General features: G+C 68.7%; 20 protein-coding genes. 8 read left to right on the forward strand and 12 right to left on the reverse strand.

Annotated elements, in window-relative coordinates; translation table 11 throughout:
- The first annotated feature begins 40 nt into the window (after positions 1-40).
- On the forward strand, positions 41-1,657 hold the full coding sequence (locus GF068_RS14600) for a glycosyl hydrolase family 28-related protein (RefSeq protein WP_153820012.1): 1,617 nt from the start codon (positions 41-43) through the stop codon (positions 1,655-1,657).
- A 56-nt stretch (positions 1,658-1,713) separates the two neighbouring features.
- Here GF068_RS14600 and GF068_RS14605 read toward each other — a convergent pair whose 3' ends face one another.
- From GF068_RS14605 to GF068_RS14620, 4 genes are all read right to left on the reverse strand, one after another.
- On the reverse strand, positions 1,714-1,920 hold the full coding sequence (locus tag GF068_RS14605; RefSeq protein WP_153820013.1) for a hypothetical protein: 207 nt from the start codon (positions 1,918-1,920) through the stop codon (positions 1,714-1,716).
- Complete coding sequence (locus GF068_RS14610) at positions 1,917-3,083, reverse strand: acyl-CoA dehydrogenase (RefSeq protein ID WP_338046388.1); 1,167 nt, start codon at positions 3,081-3,083, stop codon at positions 1,917-1,919. Before GF068_RS14610 ends, GF068_RS14605 begins: the two co-directional genes overlap by 4 nt.
- Before the next feature lie 75 nt (positions 3,084-3,158).
- Positions 3,159-3,656: a hypothetical protein gene (locus GF068_RS14615; protein WP_153820014.1), complete on the reverse strand. Its 498-nt coding sequence runs from the start codon at positions 3,654-3,656 to the stop codon at positions 3,159-3,161.
- A 148-nt stretch (positions 3,657-3,804) separates the two neighbouring features.
- The gene (locus GF068_RS14620) at positions 3,805-4,335 is read right to left on the reverse strand and encodes a superoxide dismutase family protein (RefSeq protein WP_153820015.1); all 531 of its coding nucleotides are present in this window, start codon (positions 4,333-4,335) and stop codon (positions 3,805-3,807) included.
- 119 nt (positions 4,336-4,454) lie between these two features.
- On the opposite strand from GF068_RS14620, the gene GF068_RS14625 reads away from it, so the two are divergent.
- Positions 4,455-5,234 carry a GDSL-type esterase/lipase family protein gene (locus tag GF068_RS14625; RefSeq protein ID WP_170319488.1) on the forward strand — a complete coding sequence of 260 codons (780 nt, stop codon included), beginning with the start codon at positions 4,455-4,457 and terminating at the stop codon, positions 5,232-5,234.
- A 22-nt stretch (positions 5,235-5,256) separates the two neighbouring features.
- Here GF068_RS14625 and GF068_RS14630 read toward each other — a convergent pair whose 3' ends face one another.
- Both GF068_RS14630 and GF068_RS14635 read right to left on the reverse strand, forming a co-directional pair.
- On the reverse strand, positions 5,257-6,132 hold the full coding sequence (locus GF068_RS14630) for a CBS domain-containing protein (protein ID WP_153820017.1): 876 nt from the start codon (positions 6,130-6,132) through the stop codon (positions 5,257-5,259).
- A 112-nt stretch (positions 6,133-6,244) separates the two neighbouring features.
- Positions 6,245-8,617, reverse strand: coding sequence for a nitric-oxide reductase large subunit (locus GF068_RS14635; protein WP_153820018.1), 2,373 nt, complete (start codon positions 8,615-8,617; stop codon positions 6,245-6,247).
- A 311-nt stretch (positions 8,618-8,928) separates the two neighbouring features.
- Between GF068_RS14635 and GF068_RS14640 the strand changes: the two genes are divergently transcribed.
- Genes GF068_RS14640 through GF068_RS14650 form a run of 3 tightly spaced genes read left to right on the forward strand, consistent with a single transcriptional unit; the run spans position 8,929 to position 12,497 of the window.
- Complete coding sequence (locus tag GF068_RS14640; protein WP_153820019.1) at positions 8,929-10,617, forward strand: amidase; 1,689 nt, start codon at positions 8,929-8,931, stop codon at positions 10,615-10,617.
- Positions 10,618-10,623: 6 nt separating this feature from the next.
- A complete protein-coding gene (locus GF068_RS14645) occupies positions 10,624-11,844 on the forward strand; it encodes an FtsX-like permease family protein (protein ID WP_153820020.1) in 1,221 nt (406 codons plus the stop codon).
- Complete coding sequence (locus tag GF068_RS14650) at positions 11,844-12,497, forward strand: ABC transporter ATP-binding protein (RefSeq protein ID WP_153820021.1); 654 nt, start codon at positions 11,844-11,846, stop codon at positions 12,495-12,497. The genes GF068_RS14645 and GF068_RS14650 overlap by 1 nt, the downstream gene beginning before the upstream one ends.
- Here the strand turns inward: GF068_RS14650 and GF068_RS14655 are convergent.
- Entirely contained in the window at positions 12,430-13,530 is a 1,101-nt protein-coding gene (locus GF068_RS14655; RefSeq protein ID WP_153820022.1) for an acyltransferase family protein, read from the reverse strand. The genes GF068_RS14650 and GF068_RS14655 overlap by 68 nt on opposite strands.
- The gene (locus GF068_RS14660) at positions 13,527-14,504 is read right to left on the reverse strand and encodes a hypothetical protein (RefSeq protein ID WP_153820023.1); all 978 of its coding nucleotides are present in this window, start codon (positions 14,502-14,504) and stop codon (positions 13,527-13,529) included. Before GF068_RS14660 ends, GF068_RS14655 begins: the two co-directional genes overlap by 4 nt.
- Positions 14,505-14,717: 213 nt before the next feature.
- Here GF068_RS14660 and GF068_RS14665 point away from each other — a divergent pair, with 213 nt between their 5' ends.
- A complete protein-coding gene (locus GF068_RS14665) occupies positions 14,718-15,062 on the forward strand; it encodes a BPSL0067 family protein (protein ID WP_153820024.1) in 345 nt (114 codons plus the stop codon).
- Between the two features lie 78 nt (positions 15,063-15,140).
- On the opposite strand, the gene GF068_RS14670 is transcribed toward GF068_RS14665, so the two are convergent.
- On the reverse strand, positions 15,141-16,610 hold the full coding sequence (locus tag GF068_RS14670; protein ID WP_153820025.1) for a flavin monoamine oxidase family protein: 1,470 nt from the start codon (positions 16,608-16,610) through the stop codon (positions 15,141-15,143).
- A gap of 239 nt (positions 16,611-16,849) precedes the next feature.
- Here GF068_RS14670 and GF068_RS14675 point away from each other — a divergent pair, with 239 nt between their 5' ends.
- A complete protein-coding gene (locus tag GF068_RS14675) occupies positions 16,850-17,212 on the forward strand; it encodes a cupin domain-containing protein (protein WP_153820026.1) in 363 nt (120 codons plus the stop codon).
- Positions 17,213-17,225: 13 nt separating this feature from the next.
- Here the strand turns inward: GF068_RS14675 and GF068_RS14680 are convergent, their stop codons facing one another.
- From GF068_RS14680 to msrB, 3 genes are all read right to left on the reverse strand, one after another.
- On the reverse strand, positions 17,226-17,918 hold the full coding sequence (locus GF068_RS14680; protein WP_240806922.1) for a DNA-binding protein: 693 nt from the start codon (positions 17,916-17,918) through the stop codon (positions 17,226-17,228).
- Positions 17,919-17,962: 44 nt separating this feature from the next.
- Complete coding sequence (locus GF068_RS14685) at positions 17,963-18,634, reverse strand: hypothetical protein (RefSeq protein ID WP_153820027.1); 672 nt, start codon at positions 18,632-18,634, stop codon at positions 17,963-17,965.
- Between the two features lie 112 nt (positions 18,635-18,746).
- On the reverse strand, positions 18,747-19,154 hold the full coding sequence (gene msrB / locus GF068_RS14690) for a peptide-methionine (R)-S-oxide reductase MsrB (RefSeq protein WP_153820028.1): 408 nt from the start codon (positions 19,152-19,154) through the stop codon (positions 18,747-18,749).
- A 138-nt stretch (positions 19,155-19,292) separates the two neighbouring features.
- Here msrB and GF068_RS14695 point away from each other — a divergent pair, with 138 nt between their 5' ends.
- Entirely contained in the window at positions 19,293-19,913 is a 621-nt protein-coding gene (locus GF068_RS14695; protein WP_153820029.1) for a Uma2 family endonuclease, read from the forward strand.
- Position 19,914: the final 1 nt, after the last annotated feature.

Consider the following 19,914-nt stretch of genomic DNA (forward strand, 5'->3'; position numbering starts at 1 on the left):
CTTTGGGTTCCGCTCCGCGGGGCCCTCGGAGGGCACGCTCATGCCCAGCGATACCCGTATTCGTCTCGTCGATTCGATGGTGGACCTGAGGAGCCTCACCTGGAAGGACGGGGCCGCCGTCATATTGGCCGGTCACGCCGCCCCCGGCGATGGTGGCGGCGGGATGTTCGTCTGGGACGCAGACATCACCACCGCAGACGATGGTGGGACGCTCATCGTCCCGAACGCGATGCCCCGTCAGGGATGCTGGAAGCGCGTCTTCGACAGGTTCGAGTACTCGGTGAAGTGGTTCGGCGCGCGGGGCGACAACATCGCCGATGATACGATCGCCATTCAAAACACGATCGAGGCCGCCCGGCATGCCGCATCGAACCCGAACACCGCTGCGTCGGTCCTGTTTCCGCCGGGGGTCTACCGCGTCTCGGACGAGATCAAGGGATACGGCCACCTCACGCTGCGCGGCCCCACCGCGGCAGGCGTGAATGGCGTGGCGGCAGCGACGCTGATCACGACGACGGGCTTCGCGGCGAACACCACCGGCTCGAGGGCCGTCATCCGCGCCGCATCACGAAACGTGGACAATTACGGTTTCTCGGTGGAGAACCTCGGCATCCGGATCGCCACCACGCGACCGAACGTGATCGGCGTCGATTTTTCGAGCGTCTGGTACGGCGTCGTCCGCGGCGTCGCGGTGCTGGGAAACATGACGGCATCGCCGCGGCAGCCCATGTCGGTGGGATCGGTCGGCTTCTTGTTCTCCGACGCCGACGGCCTCGACGCGGACGGCGCGCCGATCGCCGCCGGACGCGCCTGCTTCACGAACCTCGTCGAGCGCACCAGCGCGGCGGGGGTGACGACCGGTTATCGATTCCTCTCCGCGTACGGAAACTCGACCCTGCAGACGGTCACGAGCTTCTGGGTCTCCGATTGCCACACCGGCGTCTGGACGCACAGCATCGGGAACGTGGGCCTGACCTTCCGCGACGGATATCTCGAAGCACAGGGCGTGCAGCTCTCGGGGCGGAAATCCTTCAAGCACACGGGTGGATACCCGTTCGTCACCCTGATGAACATCCAGGACGAGTTCTTCGACGCCGGGAGCGATCTCGCGTATGGCAACACGTTCTGCAGCGTCGGATATCGTGGGGAGCCGCCCGCCGCCGGGACCTTCGAGGGCGTGGTCACGGCCTACAGCCTCCGGCGCATCGTGGTCGGAAACGAGGACGATCCCGGGGCCGGCGAGAGCGAAGCCAAGCCCCTTCGTCCCGGGGTGTACAAGGGCGCGAGATCGCTCTCTTTCTGGGCCAAGCTCCCCGCGAATACCGAGCTCTCGGACGGGGAGAACGTCTTCACGTATTACTCGCAGATCACCTCGTCGAGCGAGGCGACGCCGCCGCCCGTGCTGCCGGACCTCTACTTCACCTGTCACGTCAGCCGGGACGGCGGGCTGAAGCGGCCCATCTCCTGGTCGGGGCGGGCAGAGATGTCCCTGTTCCCGGGGACCTCGACGTGGTTTCTGACGTACCGCCTCTCGTTGTACGTGAATCTGCCGGCGGGCACGACGTTCCAGCTCCCGCAGGACCTCGTCTTTTATCTCGAGACGAACCAGACCACGCCCGCGAGCAGTCGAAATCGCAAGGTGAGTGGCAGGGACTGAGCCGTCGACGGGGCTCGCGAGGTGGTGACGCCGAAGAAGGGTGTTGACAAACCCGGCTAGAAGAACCCGCCCTCGAGCATCGAGGTGAGCAGCTCTTCGTCCTCGGGAGACTTCTCGGCGCCGTCTCCCTCCTTCGTCTCGGGCGGGGCCGCGGGAGGCGCGGGCGGGGGCTGCCGGAAGTTCGGGCAGCCCTCGGTCGCGCACTCCACCGTCACGATCCCCACGTAGGTCGCTCGCGCGCCGCAGCGGGGGCAGACGGTCATCCCTTCGCCTCGTACTCGCTCTGCAGGAGCTTCGCGATCGTGGCGAGCTGCATGTTCGACGTGCCCTCGTAGATCTTGCCGATCTTCGCGTCGCGGTAGAACTTCTCCGCGGGGTACTCCTTCGTGAAGCCCACGCCGCCGAAGAACTCCACGCACATCGACGCCGCGCGCTCGGCGACCTCCGACGAGAACAGCTTCGCCATGGCCGCCTCCTTCACGAAGGGCAGGCCCGCGTCCTTGCGCCGCGCGGCGTTGTAGACCATGAGCCGCGCGGCCTCGATCTCCGTCGCGACGCGGGCGTACTGGAACTGCATGCCCTGGAAGCTCGCGATCGACTGGCCGAACTGCTTGCGCTCGCCCATGTACCGCATCGCCTGGTCGAAGGCGCCCTGCGCCAGGCCGATCATCTGCGCGCCGATGCCGATGCGGCCCTCGTTCAGCGTCTCGATCGCGATCTTGTAACCCTTGCCGACCTCGCCGAGCACGTTCTCCGCGGGGACCTCGCAGTCCTCGAGGACGAGCTCGCACGTGCTCGACGCGCGGATGCCGAGCTTGTTCTCCTTCTTGCCCACGGAGAAGCCAGGGAAGCCGCGCTCGACCAGGAAGGCCGTGATGCCGCGGTAGCCCTTGCTCGGGTCCACGTTCGCGAGGACCAGGAAGAGCGAGCTCTCGTTCGCGTTCGTGATCCAGAGCTTGCGACCGTTCAGCACCCAGCGGCCGTCCTTCTGCGTCGCGCGGGCCTGCAGGGCGAAGGCGTCGGAGCCGCTGCCCGACTCGCTGAGCGCGTACGAGCCGACCCAGTCCTTGCAGAGGCGGGGCAGGTACTTCTCCTTCTGCGCGTCGTTCGCCCAGCGCAGCACAGCGTTCGCGACGAGCGTGTTCTGCACGTCCACGAGCACGCTCACGCTCGGGTCGACGACGGCGAGCGCCTCGACGGCGAGGATCGCGTTGAAGAAGCTCGAGCCGGCGCCGCCGTAGTTCTCGGGGATCTCGACGCCCATGAGGCCGAGCTCGAAGAGGGGAGGCAGGAGCGAGGGATCGAGCGCGCCTTTCTCGTCCATCTCGCTGACGAGCGGCGCGACGCGCTTCTTCGCGAAATCGAGCACCGAGTCGCGGAAGAGCGTCTCCTCCTCGGACAGGTGCGTGAGCGGGGGATGCGACACGTGCGGTCTCCTTGACGGGGTTACGAGGGCGCGGAGTATGGGGTGGCGCGGCTCGTCACGTCAACCCGGCCGGGCTCACCATTGCCAGCGCACGCGCACCATCGTCCCCGGGGCGAAATGGAAGGCCTTCTGGCCGTTGACGAGGGCGTCCTTCTTCTCGTCGAGCACGGTGACCTCGACGCTCTTGCCCTGCACCCAGGTCTCGCCGACCTCACCCTCGGCGACGAGCAGCCAGTCGCTCTCGGCGCCGTCCTTGCCGACCACGCGGAAGACCTCGGCCTTGTTGCCCTTCTGCGGGACGGTTTGGCTGGTCGCGACGAGGGGCTCGATGAGCAGCTTCTTGCCTGCCTTCAGCTTGACCTTGCCGTGGATCTCGGCCTGGTGGATGACGATCTCGGTCGTGTACTTGCCGGGCGCGGGCTCGGCCGCAGCCGTGGGCGCGGGCGGAGGAGGCGCGGGCGCGGTCGCGACAGGCGGGGGCGCGACAACCGGCTGCGGCGGGGGCGGGGGAGGCGGCGCTTGCCCGCTCCCACACGCCACGACGCCCAGCGCGAGCCCGAGGGAAATCGTCATCGAAAACGTACGTTTCATCGATCGCATCCTGCGCCTTCCCGCCCTCGGTCCTTCGTAGCGCAACTCGGGCGGGCGGGGCTAGCAGGATTTCGACCTCGAAAGGGTGACGGAGCGGAAGGTCGGGTGGGCACGCGCGTGCCCACGTCGATTACTTGGCGCTCGGCCGGATGACGCCGCAGGCGAGCCGCGCGCCGGCTGCGCCCGCGGGATCGGTCTCGTAGTCGTCTGCGCCGGCGTGCACCACGATGGCCGTGCCGTCGCCCGCGACGAGGCTCGTCGGCCCCTCGCCGAGCGTCACGCCGCGCGCGAACACCTCCACCGTCACGCGCCCGTTCGCCGGCACGTGGAGGTTCGGCAAATCGCCGAGGTGCGGGCCGGCCTTGCTTTCGAAGCCGTGGGCCGCGCCCGTCGGATTGAAATGGCCTCCCGCGGCCTCGAAGTTCGGCGTGCAGGCGCCCTTGTCGTGAATGTGAAACCCCTTGGCGCCGGGGGGCAACCCCGCGAGTTCGCCGCGGATGAGCACGCCGTTCGGCGTCTCCTCGAGCGACACGGTCCCCACGTCCTTTCCCTGGGCGTCGTGGAGCGTGGCCGCGGCCCTCTTCGCCTCGGCGCGCGAAGCGCCTGCGTGGACGAGCGCCGCCGCGAGCGTCGCGCCGAGCACGAAATGCCGTTCAACCATGGAAAACCCTCCTCTGGATGTTCGCGGGGAACGTGGGGAGGATTCGAGGGGGACGGCAAGGGGCCGATCGCGCGTGGCTGAGGCCGCTTTCTCGTGATAAGATCCACGATAGGATGCCGATGCGTTTTCCCCTCGCCGAGAAGCTCCTTCTCGCCGCTTTTGCCTGCCTTGCCGGCTGCGCGGAGAGCGCCTCCAAGCCGAAGAGCTCGCCCCTCGCGGAGAAGGGCCCCGCGCCCGCGTCCGCCTCCGCTTCGGCCCCCGATTCCGCTTCGGCCCCCGATTCCCGTCGCGCCTACGTCGTCGCGGCCATCGGCGATTCTCTCACGGATGCCCGCTCCCACGGCGGGAAATTCCTCGATTACCTGCGCGAGCGTTGCCCCGAGAGCCGATTCGACAATTTTGGCATCGGCGGACAGATGGTGAACCAGATGCACCGGCGCTTCGCGCGTGACGTGCTCGGCGAGCCTCCGCCCTCGGACAAACCCGCTTACACGCACGTCATCGTCTTCGGCGGCGTGAACGATCTCTACAGCGACGAGACGGCCTTCCGCACGCCGAAGCTCATCCAGGGCGACCTCGCGGGCATGTACGCCCTCGCCAAAGGGCGCAAGATGCAGGTCGTCGCGATGACCGTCGCGCCCTGGGGTGGTTTTTCCCGGTACTGGAACGACAAACGCGCCGCGGCCACGGCCCAGGTGAACGACTGGATCCGCGCGCGCAAGCTCGCGGGCGAGGTCGATCACGTGGTCGACGCCTTCGCGCTGCTCTCGTGTGGCAACCCGAACCGGCTCTGCCCCGAATACGAGGCGCCGTTCAAGGACGGCCTGCATTTCGGCCCGAAGGGGCACGAGAAGCTCGGCGAAACGCTCCACCGCGAGGTGTTCGCCGATTGCAGGTAGAATCGCGCGCGCTCGCCCGAGCCTACGGCGCCTTCACCTCGCGCGCCTTGCGCCCGACGAGCGCCGCGAGGACGTCGACGTAGCTGATGATGCCGACGATGCGCTCGGACGTGTCGAGCACGCAGAGCGCCATCTGCCGTTCGTCGAGGATCTTGTCGGCGATCTCGATGACGGAGGCGTCCTGCGGGACCGTCAGCGCGCCCGGCCGCATGACCTCGCTGACCACCTTGCCCTCGACGTCGAGCGCCGCGTCGTCCCCATTCAGCATGGCAGCCGCGTCGCCGACCGAGGCGCGGAGCTCCCGATCGCCGAACATCCCGACCGCGCGCCCCACCTCGTTGACGACGGGCAAATGACGTTGCCCCGAGCCGACGAGCACCTGGATGGCCTCGCGGAGCGGCAGATCGCTGCGGATCGTCATCACGCGGCGGTGCATGACGTCGCGCGCCAGGGGTAGGGGCGTCGGGCCGGCCGCGCCCTTGTGCGCGAGCCGTCCCCGTTCGGCGAGGACGTCGGTGCTCGTCAAGATGCCCACGAGCCTGCCGTCTTCGAGCACGGGGAGGCAATCGATGCGGCGCGCCGCCATCCGGGCGCTCGCCTCGTCGACGCCCTCGTCCGGCCCGGTCGTCTCGACGGGAGCGGCCATGACGTCGCGCACGGGCATGTCGAGCAGGGGACCGTCGGAGACCAACCCGAGGATGTCTCGATCGCCGACGAGGCCGACGAGCGCCTCGCCGCGCATCACGGGCAGATGGCGAATGCCCCCCTGGGCCATCAACTGCTCGGCGAGGGCCACGCATTCGTGTTCCTGAATGGTCACGACCTTGCGCGTCATGATCTCCCGCACCCGCGTGCCATGGGAGCGCCTGGGTTGCCTCTGGGTCGTCGCGTCGTTCATGGGCGGAGCGAGGTGCAAGGTCCGCGCCGACGCGAGAACGAGCGATTTCGTGATTGCGGGAGGGGAGGCCGCTGCAGGACCTGCGCGAGGGCGCGCAGGTCCTTCGGGTCTGTCAGGACGCGCCGCGCAGCGTGTTCGGCGGCAGGCTCATGGGAGGGGCGTCGTCGAGCGGAGGCGGCGGGGTCGAGGTCCCCTCTTTCGGGGCCTCTTGCTTCACGAGCGACCAGCCGGTCACGAGGCCGAGGAGGAAGTATCCGAGGGCGAGGATCCCCGTGGCGAAGATGGTATCGCCGAGGACACGCGACCACCGGAGCTTCTCCATCACGGGCGTCTGGAGGAACTCGGCCGAGCGGGCGTACCACATCCCGTGCTCCACGCTGGCGATGGCTTGCATGACGCCGACCGGCAAGAGGCTCACGATCGCCATCAGGCCGAGGCCGATGTTGATGGCCCAGAACGCGAAGGCGATGACGCCGGTCTTCCAGGCGAACCGCGCGAAGAGGCCGCGGAGGCAGAAGAGCATGAGGCCGATGCCCAGCATGCCGTAGACGCCGAAGAGGGCCGTGTGCCCGTGCACGGGCGTCGTGTTCAGCCCCTGCATGTAATAAAGCGCGATCGGGGGGTTGATCATGAAGCCGAAGAGGCCCGCGCCGACGAGGTTCCAGAACGCCACGGCGACGAAGAAGTAAATGGGCCACTTGTAGCTCTGGACCCAGGGGCGCAGGTGCACGAGCCGCAGGTTGCTGTAGGCCTCGAACCCGATGAGCGAGAGCGGCACGACCTCGAGCGCGCTGAACACGGCGCCGAGCGCGAGGACGGCGGTGGGCGTGCCCGAGAAGTAGAGGTGGTGGAACGTGCCGATGACGCCGCCGCTCAGGAAGATGATCGTCGAGAAGAGCACGGCGCGGCTCGCGGCGCGGGGCCTGGCGAGGCCGAGCCGGACGAAGAGGAAGGCGATGATCACGGTCGCGAAGACCTCGAAGAAGCCCTCGACCCAGAGGTGCACGACCCACCAGCGCCAGTACTCGACCATGGAGAGGTGCGAGTGGCGGCCCCACATGAGGCCCGCGGCATAAAACATCGCGATGCCGAGGGACGAGAGCAAGAAGAGGCCGACGAGGGGCCGCTGGTCGTCCTTGCGCCGGAGCGCGGGCATGAGCGCGCGCACCATCAGGACGAGCCAGAGGACGAGGCCCACGAAGAGGAAGATCTGCCAGAACCGGCCGATGTCCGTGTATTCGAGGCCCTGGTGGCCGAACCAGAAGCTCGCCTCGAGCCCCATGCGCTGCCGCGTCGAATACCAGGTCCCACCCAGGGAGCCGACGACGATGATGAGCAGGCAGACGAAGAGGAAATTGACGCCGGCGCGCTGGTAGCGCGGTTCGTCGCCGCCCACGGCCGGCGCCATGAAGAGGCCGGTCGCGAGCCAGGTCGTCGCGATCCAGAAGATCGCGAGCTGGATGTGCCAGGTCCGCGTGACGGCATAAGGCAGGATCTCCGCGAGCGGGATGCCGTAAAACCCGGTCCCCTCCACGGTGTAATGGGCCGTCACGGCCCCGAGGCCGACCTGCAAGATGAAGAGCGCCGCGGCGACCCAGAAATACTTGACCGTGGCCTTCATCGAGGGCGTGGCCTGGAGCTGCAGCAAGGGATCACGGCCGGGGAGCAGCGACGGAGGTGGCTCCTCTTCGTGTTGCTTCGCCGCGAAATACCATACCATCCCGCCGATGCCGGCGAGCAGCAGGACGAAGCTCACGATCGACCAGATCACGATCGGCGCGGTCACGCGGTTGCCCACGAGCTCGTCGGGGGGCCAGTTGTTGGTGTAGGTGACGGGCTCGCCCACGCGCTCGGTCACGCAGGACCACGAGGCCCAGAAGAAGAAGGCGTTCATCATGCGACGCCGCTCGACGTCGGGCACGCTGTTCGTGGGGATCGCGTACGCCTCGCGCAGCGAGGCGAGCGACGTGTCCGCGCCGAACAGCCCATCGTAATGGCTCGCCGTGGCCTTGATGGCGGCGGCGCGGCGCGACGAGATACGCAGATCCCCGGTCGCGGGGTCGTACGTGTTCGTGCGGAGCTCGGCCTGCACCATGGCCTGCACGCCGGCGCGTTTCACGGGGTCGAGTGTATCGAAGGCCGCCCCGTGTTCGGCCCGAGCGATGCTGTCGGCGAGGTGGGTGCTCTCGCGGTGCAGCCAGTCCGCGGACCAATCGGGGGCCTGATAACCGCCGTGCCCCCAGATCGATCCCACCTCCTGCCCGCCCATGGATTGCCAGACGTTCTGGCCATCCTGGATGTCGCTCTGCGTGTAGAGCACCGCGCCGTCGTCCGCGACGACGCGCGCCGGCAGCGGAGGCGCTTTTTGATGAATCTGCCACCCGTAGTACCCGAGCACTGCGAAGGACGCCAGGATGACGGTCGCGAGCGTGAGCCACAGCCCTCGGAACGGACTCTTTTTTTCAGGTCGTGCAGTCGGCTGCATGTTGCCTCGTTCCCTTTCGTAACGGGGCCTCAGAGCAAGGACCGTGCGCGGGCGCGAGCGCAAGGCATGCATCGAGATCACGTGTGTTGGCGGCGCTCTTCCGCCGGGCGCGCGACGCATCGAACGTGACGCGCACCGCTTGCATGTCCCGTCGCAAGATTTGCGCGAGGCGTGAGGGGAGGACCGGAATGTGGGCGAGAGCGCAGGCGCGTCGTCGCAGGGCTCCTCCCGGCCTCGCGGACGGGTTCGTTGCTGCAAACCAGGCCCCCATGGCCTAGGATTCGCCCCCCTCGCCCCGGAGCGTTCTCCTCATGACGTACGATCTCAAGACCGCCCATGCCCCCCGCATGACCGGCCTCGCGCTCGAAGCCGCAGCGCTCGCCCTCGAAAACCCGGCCACGGGGCACCTCATCGGGCAGAAGCTCCTGAAGGACCTCGGCATCCTGGATCTCCGGGTCACCGCCCTCCACGAGGCGCCCTCCGTCGCGCCGGACCTGCCGCGCCCCGCGAGCCTCACGGCCCAGGCCGCGCCGCCCCCGGACCTCGATGCCCTCGCGCGTTTGGCCCCGAAAACAACCGGATTCGCCTTCGAGTCGGCCGCGGACTTCGTCGCCGCCTACCGCGAAGGCCGCTCCGATCCGGTGAAGGTCGCCGAGCGTTTCCTCGAAGCCGCCCAGCGCCTCGACGGCGGCGAGCGTCCGCTCCGGGTGTTCATCGAGCGAAATGCCGATCGCCTGCTCGCCGCCGCGCGGGAGTCCCGCGAGCGATATCGCAGCGGCGCGCCGAGAGGCCCGCTCGACGGCGTCCCCGTCTCGATCAAGGACGAGCTCGACGTCGAGGGATATCACACCACCGTGGGCACGCGGATCTTCCGGGACCGGGCCGGCGAGGACGCCACCACGGTCCGCCGCCTGCGCGAGGCCGGCGCGTTGATCCTCGGCAAGGTCAACATGCACGAGATCGGCATCGACACCTCGGGGTTCAATGCCCACCACGGCACCCCGACGAACCCTTATGCGCCGGGCCATTACACCGGCGGATCGTCGAGCGGCTCGGGCGCCAGCGTGGCGGCGGGGTTTTGCCCCATTTCCCTGGGCGCCGACGGCGGCGGCTCGATCCGCATCCCGGCCGCGCTCTGCGGCGTCGTCGGGCTCAAGGCCACCTGGAGCCGCATCAGCGAGCACGGCGCCTTTCCCCTGTGCGCGAGCGTCGGCCACGTCGGCCCCCTCGGCGCCACGGTGCGCGACGTCGCGCTCGCGTATGCCCTCATCGCCGGCCCCGATCCCAGGGATCCGAATTCGCTCCATCAGCCCCCGCCCCACCTCGAAGGCCTCGGCCGGGACGACCTCGAGGGCGTGCGGATCGGCGTCTACCGCCCCTGGTTCGAGCATGCCACGCCCGAGATCGTCCGCGCCGCCGAGGGCGCGCTCGACATCTTCCGCGCCCGGGGCGCGCGTGTCGTCGAGGTCGAGATCCCCGAGCTCGACCGCGCCCGCGTCGCGCAGGGCATCACCATTCTCTGCGAGATGGCCTCGTGCATGGCGCGATACGACGCCGAGCACCGGCGATCGTTCAGCCTCGGCGTGCGGATCAACCTGGCGATCGGTCGAGCGCTCACGGGCGTCGATTACGTGCAATCCCAGAAGGTGCGCGCCCGTTTTTCCCGGCACCTCGCCCGCGTGTTCGAGGCCGTGGACGTCCTCGTCACGCCGACGACCGCGCTCACGGCGCCGCGTATCGCCGAGGACGTGCTCCCGCGCGGCGAGAGCAACCTCGATGTGACGAGCGGGCTCATGCGGTTCGTGTTTCCTGCCAACCTCACCGGCAACCCGGCGATCAGCGTGCCCGGCGGGTATGGCGCGAGCGGGCACCCGATCGGCATTCAGCTCATGGGGCGCCCCTGGGAGGAGCACCTCCTCTTGCGGATGGGCGAGGTGCTCGAGCGAGCCGTCCCGCGGAGGGCGCCGTCGATCCACGTGCGGCTGCTCGACGGGGCCTGAGGAGCCGTGGAGCCCGCCCCGCTGCCGCGCTCGCGCCCTCGCCTCGGGCCGCTGCTCTTCCTCGCACGCAAGAGCCTGCTCGGGAGCCGCTTCACGTTCGCCCTGCTCGTCGTCGCCGTCGCCGCGGGCGCGGGGTTCCAGATCCCCAACACGGCGAACCTCGCCGGCTTCAGCGAGGCCCTGCTCGAAGAGGAGCTCCGTCACGGGCCCGGCGACGTGCGCGTCGAGCCCCGGGACGGGCGCCCCTTCGAGGACGGCGCAGCCGCCGCCGCGCGGGTCGCCGAGGCCGCCGAGACGGGCGTCCGCGCCAGCATCCCGGTCCTCGTCCTGCCCGGCGCCGTCGGCAAGGGCGGGCGGTTCCACAACGCGCTCGCCTACGGCTACGATTTCCCCGGCGATCCCGCGGTCCGACCGTTCCACCTCTCGGAGGGCGAGCTACTCGCGCGTGGCGACACGAAGGGCGTCGTCCTCGGCAGCTCGCTCGCCACGCGGCTCGGCGTGAAGGTCGGCGACACGGTCGACCTGCGCGTGATCCTCGGCGGACCACCCGCCGCCGCCGCCGATCCGACGGCCACCTCCCTCATGACCGTCCGCGGCATCGCCTCGGGCAGCGCCGGCGCCTACCGCAGCGTCTTCCTCGACCGCGCCTCCCTCGCCGAGCGTACGGGCGCGCCCGCCGTGGCCTCCGCCGTGCACCTCCACCTCGACGACCACTTCGCCGCCGCGGCCCTCGCCCCGCGCCTCGAAGCCCGCCTCCCCGAGGCTCGCGCCGTCGACTGGCAAAAGGACGACCCCTTCGTCACGAACTACCTCGCCGCCAACCGGACCATCAACAGCCTCTCCTACGCCATGGTCGTCGCGGCGATCACCATCCCGGTCTGGGCCCTCTTCCACATCCACGTCCTCGGCCGGCGCCGCGAGATCGGCATCCTCGCCGCCCTCGGCTTCTCGCGCCGCGAGGTCTTTGGCCTCTTCTTGCTCCAGGCCCTCGTCGTCGCCCTCGCCGGGCTCACGGCGGGCGCCGCGCTCGGCTACGGGATGCTGCTCTATTTCCAGGCCCACCCCATCTTCTCGTGGGAGGCGCTCGTGGTTCGTCCCGTCATCACGGCTGCCGTCCTCGCCGGGCCCTGCCTCGTGGTCCTCGCCACCACCTTGCTCGCCGGCAGCGTCCCGGCCTTCCGCGCGGCCCGGACCGACCCGGCGCCCGTCCTGCGCAGGATCGACTGATGGGCGAGGTCCTCCGCTGCGAGAGCCTCGTGCGTCGCCTCGGCGATCGTGACGTCGTCCGCGGCGCCTCGCTCGACCTCGACGAAGCCGTGTCCGTCGCGCTCGTGGGCCCGAGCGGCTGCGGCAAGACCACCTTCCTCCAGATGATCGGCCTGCTCGATCGGCCCACCGCCGGCCGCGTCGTCCTCGCCGGTCACGACGCCTGGTCCCTCGCGGACGACGTACGCGCCGAGCTGCGCCTCGCCTGGATCGGCTTCGTGTTTCAGCAGAACAACCTCGTCGCGAGCCTCAGCGCGCGAGAGAACGTGGCGCTGCCTGCGTGGCGCCTCGGCTCCTCGCGCCGCGAGGCGGAGCGTGCGGCCGACGCGCTGCTCGAGCGGTTTGGCCTCGCCGCGCGGCGTGACGCGCCTCCGGGCGAGCTCTCCGTGGGCGAGGCGCAACGCGTGGCCATCGCCCGCGCCCTCGTCAACCGCCCGCGCCTCGTGCTCGCCGACGAGCCGACGGGCAGCCTCGACAGCGCCTCCGCGGACGTCGTGATGGACGCGCTCGCCGCGGCCTCGGCCCTCGGCGCGGCGCTGCTCATGGTCACGCACGATCCGCGGATCGCGGCGCGAGCCCAGCGGACCGTCGAGATGCGCGACGGGCGGCTCTGAGGAGCACGAACGAGCCCAGACAAACCGCCCCCGTGATCGTCACCACGCCCGCGTACTTCAAGGGCCCCGGCCACGCGAGCCGCGACGCTGCGATCTGCAGGAGGACCACGAGCGGCAGGTGCGTGACGTACGTGAAGTACGACGCGTCGGCGAGCCTGCGGACGAGCGGCCGCTCGCGGGTCACGAGCCGCCCCGAGGTGCCCAGAAAAACCGCCACGGAGACACACGAGAACGCCGCGCTCGTGACGAGCGCCCACGCGGGCGCGCGCGCCGGGGCGCCCTCCGCGGTGCTCGCGACGAGCGCCGGGACGAGCGACGCGAGCAACACGAGCGCGAGCCCCAGGAGCCACGGGAGCTTCTGGGCATACACCTCGAGCCCCTCCGGATCGAGCAGCCAGCCCCAGACGAAAAACACCACGAAATAGGCTGCGATCGAGGGTTCGACGAGGAACGAGAGGGGCGTGTCGAGCTGGAGTTTGCCCGCGGCGAGCAGCACCAGGGAGACCGGGACGATCGCGAGGCCTGGTAACACGAGCGGCCATCGGAGCGGGCGCCGCGGCAGCACGGCGGCGAGCGTCGAGAGCAAGAGCAGGTAGTAAAGGAACCAGAGGTGCGCGAGCGTGACGGGTAGCTCCGAGGCGCGCAGCGCCGGCACCTGGTTGCCCACGGCGGCGCGGCCTTCGAGCGCGCGCCCGTGGTCCCAGAGCGCGTTCATCGCCGCGGAGACGGGCACGAGCGCGGCGAGCAGCGGCGCGAGCACGCGGACCGCCCGCTCGCGCGCAAACCCCCGCAGGCCGCCGCGGAGCACGATCCGGCGCGAGACCATGCCCGACAGGAGGAAAAACACCGGCATCAGGAACGCGCGGCCCACCCACACCACGAAATCCGCGGCGAGGTGGGTCGAGTGGTCCTTGATCGCCCAGCCGATCGGCGTCTCCAGGAACGAGAGCAGGCCGTGCAGGAGGACCACGAGCGCCGTCGCGAAGGCGCGCGCGCCGTCGAGCGCGTGGATCCGCCGCTCCTCGTGGATCATCCGCCACGCGCCGCCGCGGGCCGCTCGGCGTGCTCGCAGAGCAGCCCGCCGAGCATGTGAAACTCGAGGTACGCCCGCGCGACGTCGATCGCGCCATCCATCCTCGCGCTCTTCGCGCCGAGCCCGATCTCGCCTTCGCCTTTGCGGAACCGGAACGCGAGCGTCTCGCCTGCGCGGAGACCACGCGTCATCACCGGCTCGAGCAGCGGCTCCTGGTCGAGCCCGAACAGGAACAGATCCCGCTGCACGATCGAGGACAGTTTGTCCGAGAGCGCCGTGAGCGAGAGCTCCCACGCGCCCTCTTGCAGCATCGCGGCGACCGAGCCGCGCTCGATGAGCTCCGCGTTCGCGCCGTCGAGGGACCGCAGCTCCGCGCGCACCAGCATCCACGCGAGCCCGAGCGCGCCGAAGCCGAGCGAGAGATCCGCGACGCGATAACCTCTCCGATGGGGACTTTGCAGCGAGCCGCGTGTGTTGTCGCGCTTCGCCATGAGCGCCTTCACCACGCGGTGCGTGATCGAAGGCTCTCGCACGAGCGCGAGCGCGCGCTCCTTCGTGTAGACCGTCTCGGCCCGCGGCCCTCCCTCGATGATGACGTCGAACGGCTCGAAGACGGCGCTCGCGAGGGGCTCCTGCGTGCGCAGGTGCCGGTGCAGATCGAGCGAGAGCGTGTCGCCCTTCTTGAAGACCTCGAGGTGGATCGCGATCGGCGAGCTCGATCCGCTCCGGGTCTCGCCGTCGGCGAGGAACTCGAGGTCCACGATCAGCGTCTTTTCCGGGTAACGCCGCGTGTTTGTCACCGTGATGCGGCGCGACCTCCGATCGATCGTCACCTCGCTGTCGTCGTTCTCCAGCGCGAGCCGGTTGCTCTCGTTCGGGCCGCGGCTGCCGACGCCCGCGAGTGGACAAACGACGCGCCCGCCGAAATAACGTACGCCGCGTCTCCGATGGGTCTCGATGTCAGGAAACATCATTGATGGTCCGGCTGGAATGATGCCGCGAACGCGTCAGGAATCGGGCAAAAAAGCATAACGCACCAGGTCGAAGTGCGCTCGTGTGAGATTTCCAACGAATAAATCGGCGACGAGCTGTTGACGTTGCTTGTGGGCTGGCTGAGATCGCCTGTACTCTTTTCGAGTTCCGTGGCGCCATGTTGCGCCACCACAAACTCGAGAGAGGAGCCCTTCATGGCCTATCGCACGAATACTCCGGAGCTTTACGAAGGCAGGCACTACGGCGAGAGCGAGCAGTGCGTCGCGCTCGTCAAGTACGCCTGCGGCGCGCCGCACACCTCGGCCTGGAGGAAGGGCGCTCTCGTGCTCGGGAACGCGGCCCTTCAGCCCGGCACGGCGATCGCGTGCGGCTGGGTGGACGACCGTTACATGAGCTTCGCGCGTGGCAACCACGCGGCGATCTACCTCGGCCAGTTCGGCAACACGATCGAGGTCGTCGACCAGTGGTCCGGCTCCCCGGCGCGTCGTCGCTACAAGACGCACAAGCCCGAGAAGGCGTACTACGTCATCGAAGGCTGATCCCGGCCCTTCGTGAAGGCGAAAGCCCGCCCCTGCGGAGACGCAGGGAGCGGGCTTTTCGTTTTGGGGGACGAGCGCTCAGCTCTTCTTCAGGATCTCGCTCGCGGCGCGCTTGCCGCTCTCGATCGCGCCCTGCATCCAGCCGGCCCAGATCGAGGTGTGCTCGCCGGCGAAATGAATGCGGCCCTCGACGCGGGGGATGACCGCCATCATCCACCACTGGCCCGGCAGGATCGCCGTCCACGCGCCCTTCACCCACGGATCCTGCGCCCAGACCTTCTGGTGGAACGAGGACTTCTCGGCCTCGATCTCCGGGAAAAACTTCGCGATCTCGGCCTGCATGAACGCCTCGCGTTCGGCCTCGGGCACGGCGCCGAACGCGTCGGCATTCTCGTTCTGGGTGTACGCCACGAGGATGCCCGTGTCGCCGGTCTGGGTGTTCGTCAGATCCCAGACGCGCTCGGCCCTCGTGTCCGACTTGACGAGCTTGAGCCCGCCGAGCTCGCCGAGCGGATCGTTCTTCCAGAATCGCGTCTTCGTCTGGAACGTGCCGCGCGCCGCGGTCATCATGTAAAGCTCGTCGATCGCCTTCTGCTTGTCGTCGGGCAGCGCCGGCGAGAACGTGACGTCGCGCAGGGGCGGGAAGGGGATCGCGCAGACGAGGTAATCGGCCTCGTACGTCTCCGTCGTGCCCTTCGCGTCGACGGTGACCGTGACCTTCGTGTCGTCCTGCGAGATCGATTTCACGACCTTCTCGAACAGGATCTTGCCGTCGAGCTTCTCGAGGAGCTTCTGCACGATGAGGTCGTTGCCGCCCTCGACGTGGTAGGTGAGGTTCCAGTCTTGGTCCGCGACCTCGAGCGCCATCCACGCGAGGGCGCCGATCTTGTGGACCTCGGAGCCGTTGTCCGACGCGTAGAGCGGGAGGAAGGCGTCGGTCGCGCCCTGGTCCTTGAGGTAATCGATCATCGTCTTGCCGTCCCATTGATCGACGACGCCGGGGAGCGGGAACGATCCGTCGCGCGGATTGCCGAATTTCTCGAAATTGGCCGCGATGTACGTCGACCACATGCCGAGGCCCTCCATGGCCTCCTCGGCCGAGAGGCCGTCGATCGGCCACGGCGTGCCCTCCGCGTGCACGAATCGGTTGCCCCCCAGGTAATACAGCGGCGTGCCGTCCTGGAACTCGACGAGCTTCAGGCCGAACTCCTCGGCGTACGCGATCGTGAGATCGTGCACGTCGGGGATGCGTGTCGCCCCGAGCTCGGCATACTGGCCGTTCTCGAACGCGCGGTGCGTCTGGACGCGGCCGCCGGCGCTGGCCTGCGCCTCCAGCACGGTGACGTCCCATCCCTGCTTCGAGAGATCGTAGGCCGCCGTGAGCCCCGCGAGGCCACCCCCCAGCACGAGCGCCTTCTTCGACGATGCAGGCGGATTGTTCGGCGGTTGTCCGTCGTCCGGCCCGCAGCCCGGCAGGTACACGGCGACGCCGGCGACAGAGAGGAGCTCGAGGAAGCGACGGCGATCGAACCTGGTCTTGCTTTTCATGTGGACCTCTTCGCGCTGCGCCTCGTCCGCGCCGAGGCAGCGCCTCCTCCCCCATGCCCGATTCCCGTCCCTGCCGCAATCGGGCTGGCACGGTATCCGCGTGTCCCGCCGCACCCGTATGTGCACAAATTTTCTGCAATATTGTACTCAATCAAACCAGTCGCGCGAAAGTGGTTTTCCTTCTCACCAGAGGGCGAAGGGATTGACGCGGGCGTGCGTCTCGGCTTACGCCCCTTGGTATGCCGACCTTCATCGAGAAGCCGAGCCGCATCGAGGCGGCGGGGAACAAGCCGAAGATCATTGACGAGTACGTCGGGCGGGTGAACACGCGCACCGAGAGCGCGAGCGTGGCCCACATGCGCAGCCCCGGGGGCTGGGTCGAGCCGGGCCAGCGCCCGGCGTTCGACGAGTTCACGGTCGTGCTACGAGGGACGCTCCACGTCGAATACGAGGGCGGAGCGCTCGACGTGCGCGCGGGTCAGGCGATCATCACGCACAAGGGAGAATGGGTCCGCTACAGCACGCCCGGGGAGGAGGGCGCGGAGTACATCGCGGTCTGCCTGCCGGCGTTCTCGCCCCAGACCGTGAACCGCGACGCCTGATCGGCGCGTTTTTTCAGGGCGAAGGCGCGGGGATCACGAGATCGACCGCGCCGCGCGGGGCAATCTCGTACCTCTCGAAGTATTGCTGGACGAGCCCCGTGATCTCGACCTCGGCGCCCACGGTGAGCTTCGTGGTGTCAATGAGGGGCTTGTCGCCCTGCAGGCACACGAAAATCTGGATCTCGCCGGAGCCGTCGTCCACGGACGCCCTGACGCCCACGAATTGCTCCTGGACGAGGTCCTTGGACACTTTCCCCTTGACGCGGACGAGCTGGCCCTCGGTCGACTCGCCGACGTCGCCGGCCGTGACGTCCTTCGGCATGACCTCCTTCACGCCGCCGAGGACCTGGGGCCCGGTCGCGTTGGTGACGAGCACGGTCTGCTTCGAGACCTGCGTCACCTGACCGATCACGCGGACCTGGGATCCGATGAGGATGTTCACCGGGTCGAGGAGGCTCACGTAGATGCCGCCGGTATCGTCCTGGATCGCAAAGCCGAAGTCGCCGGTGGCGCTGAAGTACGTGCCCGACGGGACGCTGACGAAGCCCTCGATCTGCGTGTATTCATTCGCGGGCAGGGCGCGGGCTTCCGCGATGGTGACGAGCTCCGGGGGAGGGAGCTCCGTCCCTTTCTGGAATTCGTCGGGGCCGCAGCCGGCGAGGAGCGCGGCGAGGGGAAAAGCGAGGAGGAGAGCGCGGTGAGACATCCGGTGGATCTACCGCGGCCGGGTCGTCCGGCGCAAGGCGCCGCTCACGGATCGACGGGGCAGCGGGGCGCGGTGTATTCGCCGCTCGGATCGGCCTCCCAGATCCCGCCCGTGAGCACGACCCGGAAATGCACCTCGTTCTCGTCGATCGAGAGGATCTCCAGCGTCCCCGACCCGAGCGAGCCGCCGCCATACGAGCAATCTTCGTTCGACACCGGCGGCTGGTGGAGGTCGCCGGTCTCGGACATGTAGCTGTAAGCGAGCAGCTCGGGGCTCTCGAGATCGTAGACGCCGACCTGCTGCAAGGCCGGGGGGAGCGCGATGCTGAGATGCCAATGGCCGCCGCAGCCGATGTCCGTGGTGGGCGCGTTGCAGGTGGCGCCGAGATCCGAGACGCGGAGGAAGAGGTCGTCCGGATTCAGATTGCCATCACCGCCGGAGCTCGAGCTGCTGCCGCTGGGATCGTTGTTTTGCCAGTACTCGTCCCAGAGGACGTCGAGCTGCGCGCGGGTGAGCGCGACGGCGGGGTATTCCATGCCGCTGCCGCTGCCGCCCGTGCCGCCGCCGCCCGTGCCGCCGCTATTACCATTGCTGTTGTTATTGCCGTTGCCCTTGGCGCTCTCCGGATCACCGCCGCCCTCGGCGACGACGTAGTTGCCGCACGCGGCGGCGAAGAGGACGGAGAGAAGCAAGAGGGGAAGGCGCTTGATGTTCATGCCCGTCACTCAGGCACGTTCTGGGCCAAGACAAAATCGGCCTGATTTCGCGACATCCGATGAGACTGTGCCAGTTGTGCCGGCACTTGTGTGTCGCGATGGGCCGAGTGTGTCAGCCTCCCGTCTTCTCGCGGGGCATGAAGTCGAGCGAGGCCGAGTTGATGCAGTACCGCATTCCGGTCGGAGGCGGGCCGTCGAGGAAGACGTGGCCGAGGTGGGCGTCGCATTTCGCGCAGCGGACCTCGGTGCGCGACATGCCGTGGCTCGTGTCTTCGAGCTCCTTGACGAGGTCCTTCGAGATCGGGGCCCAATAGCTCGGCCAGCCGCTGCCGGAGTCGTATTTCGTCGTGGAGTCGAAGAGCGGCGCGCCGCAGCAGACGCAGACGTAGCGCCCGTCGTCCTTGTGGTTCCAGTACTTGCCCGTGAACGCCCGCTCGGTGCCGCCGCATCGGCTGACGCGGTATTGCTCGGGGGAGAGGCGCTCGCGGAAGGGATCCTCGCGCTCGGGTTGGCTCGCCATGAAAGGTCCTCCGCCGCGCATCCTAGCGCGAGGCCGGGTGATGTTCGAGCCCCGACGCACGAGCACGACGGAGGAGCGCTTGACGGGCCTCGGGGGAGGCGGTAGCGGCTAGGAGGACCCTGCGGGGGAGGAGACGCCATGGCCGCCAAGATGCCTCTCGTGACCGAGGACGAGTACGTCGAGCTCGAACGCAAGAGCCCGACGAAACACGAGTATTGCCGCGGCGTGATCACGGCGATGGCCGGCGGATCCGCGCGGCACAACGCGATCTGCGCGAACATGATCGGCCTCCTCTTCGGCGCGTTGCGAGGAGGGCCGTGCGCCGTCCTGACCAGTGATCAACGCGTCTACGTCGAGGCGACGGGCCTCTACACCTACCTCGACGCGGTCGTCGTCTGCGGCGCGCCCCGGTTTCACCCGAAGTACCGCGAGAACCTCCTGAACCCGCGGGTCATCGTGGAGGTCCTCTCGCCCTCGACGGCGCGGCACGATCAGACGTCGAAGTTCGCGCATTATCGCATGATCCCCTCGCTCGACGAGTACGTCCTCGTGTACCAGGACGAACGGCGGATCGAGCATTTCAAGAAGCTCCCGACGGGGCAGTGGTTGCTCACCGAGCGCGCGGGGGACGAGGGCAGCGTCGAGCTGCCCGCGCTCGGCTGCACGATCCAGCTCGCCGATGTGTATGCGGGCGTCGATCGATTCGCGCCGGAGCAGGATGGCCAGGGGAACGAGCCACCTTCCGCCCCGGAATCCTGAC

Origin of the sequence: Polyangium spumosum, assembly GCF_009649845.1 — a bacterium.
Taxonomy (GTDB): Bacteria; Myxococcota_A; Polyangia; order Polyangiales; family Polyangiaceae; genus Polyangium; species Polyangium spumosum.

What these genes read in the sequence shown, in the direction of transcription:
- GF068_RS14620 (WP_153820015.1), bottom strand. Translation starts at nt 4,335, where the DNA reads ATGGTTGAACGGCATTTCGTGCTCGGCGCGACGCTCGCGGCGGCGCTC.
- GF068_RS14600 (WP_153820012.1), top strand. Translation starts at nt 41, where the DNA reads ATGCCCAGCGATACCCGTATTCGTCTCGTCGATTCGATGGTGGACCTG.
- GF068_RS14605 (WP_153820013.1), bottom strand. Translation starts at nt 1,920, where the DNA reads ATGACCGTCTGCCCCCGCTGCGGCGCGCGAGCGACCTACGTGGGGATC.
- GF068_RS14665 (WP_153820024.1), top strand. Translation starts at nt 14,718, where the DNA reads ATGGCCTATCGCACGAATACTCCGGAGCTTTACGAAGGCAGGCACTAC.
- GF068_RS14650 (WP_153820021.1), top strand. Translation starts at nt 11,844, where the DNA reads ATGGGCGAGGTCCTCCGCTGCGAGAGCCTCGTGCGTCGCCTCGGCGAT.
- GF068_RS14640 (WP_153820019.1), top strand. Translation starts at nt 8,929, where the DNA reads ATGACGTACGATCTCAAGACCGCCCATGCCCCCCGCATGACCGGCCTC.
- GF068_RS14680 (WP_240806922.1), bottom strand. Translation starts at nt 17,918, where the DNA reads ATGTCTCACCGCGCTCTCCTCCTCGCTTTTCCCCTCGCCGCGCTCCTC.
- GF068_RS14685 (WP_153820027.1), bottom strand. Translation starts at nt 18,634, where the DNA reads ATGAACATCAAGCGCCTTCCCCTCTTGCTTCTCTCCGTCCTCTTCGCC.
- GF068_RS14655 (WP_153820022.1), bottom strand. Translation starts at nt 13,530, where the DNA reads ATGATCCACGAGGAGCGGCGGATCCACGCGCTCGACGGCGCGCGCGCC.
- GF068_RS14630 (WP_153820017.1), bottom strand. Translation starts at nt 6,132, where the DNA reads ATGAACGACGCGACGACCCAGAGGCAACCCAGGCGCTCCCATGGCACG.
- GF068_RS14625 (WP_170319488.1), top strand. Translation starts at nt 4,455, where the DNA reads ATGCGTTTTCCCCTCGCCGAGAAGCTCCTTCTCGCCGCTTTTGCCTGC.
- GF068_RS14635 (WP_153820018.1), bottom strand. Translation starts at nt 8,617, where the DNA reads ATGCAGCCGACTGCACGACCTGAAAAAAAGAGTCCGTTCCGAGGGCTG.
- GF068_RS14615 (WP_153820014.1), bottom strand. Translation starts at nt 3,656, where the DNA reads ATGACGATTTCCCTCGGGCTCGCGCTGGGCGTCGTGGCGTGTGGGAGC.
- msrB (WP_153820028.1), bottom strand. Translation starts at nt 19,154, where the DNA reads ATGGCGAGCCAACCCGAGCGCGAGGATCCCTTCCGCGAGCGCCTCTCC.
- GF068_RS14670 (WP_153820025.1), bottom strand. Translation starts at nt 16,610, where the DNA reads ATGAAAAGCAAGACCAGGTTCGATCGCCGTCGCTTCCTCGAGCTCCTC.
- GF068_RS14675 (WP_153820026.1), top strand. Translation starts at nt 16,850, where the DNA reads ATGCCGACCTTCATCGAGAAGCCGAGCCGCATCGAGGCGGCGGGGAAC.
- GF068_RS14695 (WP_153820029.1), top strand. Translation starts at nt 19,293, where the DNA reads ATGGCCGCCAAGATGCCTCTCGTGACCGAGGACGAGTACGTCGAGCTC.
- GF068_RS14660 (WP_153820023.1), bottom strand. Translation starts at nt 14,504, where the DNA reads ATGATGTTTCCTGACATCGAGACCCATCGGAGACGCGGCGTACGTTAT.